The organism is Moorena sp. SIO2C4 (genome assembly GCF_010672485.1).
Classification (GTDB): Bacteria; Cyanobacteriota; Cyanobacteriia; order Cyanobacteriales; family Coleofasciculaceae; genus Moorena; species Moorena producens.
Genome location: NZ_JAAHGN010000891.1, coordinates 1 through 3,208, shown reverse-complemented (window position 1 = coordinate 3,208; position 3,208 = coordinate 1). Strand labels below are relative to the sequence as shown.

Below are 3,208 nucleotides of genomic sequence, written 5' to 3'. Positions count from 1 at the left end.
GAGACATTAACGGCGCTCGTGGGATATTCCTACGAGCCTTGGTAGATACACCCTGGTTGAGAAATCAACTTGCATTAGTGAGCCAAAATTTTCCCTTGAGAGATTCTGGTAGCTAAAAAGTATCGGTCTATATACTAATCAGGGCTAGCTCAGAAATTTATGCAATCGGATCTTTTTTCCGTAAGGGCAGTGGGCGGGAATGCTTTTGCTTAGCGGCTCCTAGGTCTCATCCCATCCTCGTTAAGTGATCAGCTGTGTTAACGGTGTAGTTGTTGATCAGATCACAACCATGGTGGCTTAATCATCAAAAATATCCAACTGCTCGATGGTCACCCTTTGGTCTGTCACCTTTTGGCCAGTTGTATTCCTAGCTGACAATTGTTTGCCAATCCCCTTGCGCAACCCCAGGGCAATTTTACTGTGCTTCTCAATTTGCTTCATCACCTGTTTCGCCCGATTAATCACTGAGGTTGGTAAACCCGCTAAACGTCCTGCCTCAATCCCATAAGAACGGTTAGCTCCTCCTGGCTGTACCTGATGCAAAAAGATGATTTCATTCGCTAACTCTTTTACGGTCACCTGATAATTAGCTACATTGGGCAAAATCGAGGCTAACTCATTCAACTCATGATAATGGGTGGCAAAAATCGTCCGTGCCTTAATTTCCATGGCCAGATACTCCCCGACCGCCCAAGCGATGGAAAGACCATCAAAGGTTGCTGTGCCTCGACCAATCTCATCCAACAACACTAAAGACTTATCCGTAGCATGATTGAGAATATTCGCTGTCTCGTTCATTTCCACCATAAACGTAGACTGGCCTGTTGCTAAATCATCCACCGCACCGACTCTGGTAAAAATGCGATCGCATATCCCCAAACTTGCTTCTGATGCTGGCACAAAACTTCCCACCTGTGCCATCAACTGAATCAATCCTACCTGACGCAAATAACAACTCTTCCCACTGGCGTTAGGTCCGGTCAAAATAATCAAATCAGGAATATCCGTTTCGGTGGCAGGTTGCAGGTTGTTTGGTTGCAGGTTGTTTGGTTGAAGGTTAGAAGGTTGAAGGTTAGAAGGTTGAAGGTTAGAAGGTTGAAGGTTAGAAGGTTGAAGGTTAGAAGGTTGAAGGTTAGAAGGTTGAAGGTTAGAAGGTTGAAGGTTAGCAGGTTGAAGGTTAGCAGGTTGCTCGTTATCGGGTTGCTCGTTATCGGGTTGCTGGTTAGAAGGTTGCTCGTTAGAATTTTCAACGTTCAACTCCCCGTCAACCTTCAACTCCCCGTCAACCTTCAACTCCCCGTCAACCTTCAACTCCCCGTCAACCTTCAACTCCCCGTCAACCTTTAACTTGTTTTGACCTAAAGACGCGGAATTCGGGACAAACAAGCCACTGGGCAAGGACTGTTCTACCACTGGATGCCGTCCATCTATAATCCGAATTTCCCGGCTTTGATCCATATCGGGACGACAATATCCCTGATAAACAGCGACCTCTGCTAATCCACACAACACATCCAATGCTGCTACCGCCCGAGACACACCCCGAATCCTGTCAGCTTCCAGCCCTACCTCATGGCGCAAGCCCACAAAAATTTCATACTCTAAACGATTCAAATCCTCCCGGGCCGTGAGAATCCGTGCTTCCCGTTCCTTCAGCTCTGGGGTTATATAGCGCTCTTCATTAACTAACGTCTGCTTCCGAATATAATCATCTGGTACCTGAGCTGTCTTAGCACGAGGTACACTAATGTAATATCCAAAGGTCTTATTAAACCCTACCTTCAGCTTGGGAATATCTGTCTTTTCCCGCTCCGTTACTTCCAAATTAGCAATCCACTGCTGATCCTCCTCGGCTTGACCACGCATTTCATCCAACTGCTGATTGACCTGAGGCCGAATTAATTTCCCCTCAGTCAGATGCAAGGGTGGTGACTCTACCAGATGCTCCTGCAGTGTGTGCCCTATCTCTTCCAATTGTGGCGGTACATTCTGCATCACTTTCAGATAGGGAGAAGAGCCATAAGCCGCTAGGTCAGCTAATTCCGGTAACCTCAACAGAGAATCCCCTAAGGCTACTAAATCTCTGGCATTCGCCCTACCAGAACTTGCTTTCCCTGTCAACCGATCCAAGTCATAAATTTTCCGAAGCAGCTGTTGTAAGTCCTGGCGCAGTCCAGTATTCTCCACTAATTCCGCGATCGTATCATGTCGCGCCCGGATTCCCTTAATCTCTAGTAATGGTTGGAGTAGCCAGCGCCGCAATGCTCTACCTCCCATGGCTGTACTGGTTCGATCTAGAGCCCAAAGCAGGGAACCGTTAAAGGTGTTATCTCGGACAGTAGCAGTAATTTCGAGATTGCGACGAGTCTGGTGGTCGAGAATTAAATAATCAGCAATGGTATAGGTCCGTAATATCTGTAACGCTACATAATTTTCTTTTTGGGTATCTTTCAGATATTCCAACAACCCACCAGCAGCACGGACACCAAGGGGCAGATGTTCACACCCTAACCCTTCAAGCGATCGCACTTTGAACTGTTCCAACAGTCGCTGTCGGGCTTCTGCCAAGGTAAAGTGTCGTTGGGGACGGAGTGCATAACAAAATGAATTTGGTAAACAATCCGGTAAACTCTCAGAGGTCTGACCAGGTCGTAGCATACTCCCCAAATCGGGAGCATTGGTGGGAATTAATACCTCCGACGGCTGCAAGCGCATCAATTCCTGAACCAGCAGGTCTAACTCTCGGTCTTGAGTAGTCAGAAATTCCCCAGTGGAAATATCTGCATAGGCTAAACCCCAATGATTCTTAGCAATCACTACTGCTGCCAAGAAATTGTTACGACGAGCATGGAGCATCTCCTCTTCCATCAAGGTACCGGGGGTAAGGACACGGGTGACTTCCCGGCGCACCTGACGTCCTTCTTTGGCTGCTACTGAGGCATCTTCCACTTGGTCACAAATTGCGATCGCATAGCATTTTTCCACTAGCATGGTGCTGTAGCGGTCCAAAGCATGATGAGGAACCCCTGTCATTGGCACCCGTCCCACTCCCTTACCAGCTTCTTTGCTGGTTAAGACCAGTTCCAGGGCTTCAGCAATTATCCTGGCATCCTGAAAGAAGGTTTCATAGAAGTCCCAAACTCGGTAGAGCAGCACAGCATGGGAATACTGGTCTTTTAGTTCAGCAAAATGCTGCATCATCGGTGTA

1 protein-coding gene is annotated in these 3,208 nt (G+C 47.5%); it reads right to left on the bottom strand.

Annotated features, from left to right (window positions below; all coding sequences use genetic code 11):
• Positions 1-297: 297 nt before the first annotated feature.
• The gene (gene mutS / locus F6K20_RS40945; RefSeq protein WP_502708899.1) at positions 298-3,201 is read right to left on the bottom strand and encodes a DNA mismatch repair protein MutS; all 2,904 of its coding nucleotides are present in this window, start codon (positions 3,199-3,201) and stop codon (positions 298-300) included.
• Positions 3,202-3,208 lie beyond the last annotated feature (7 nt).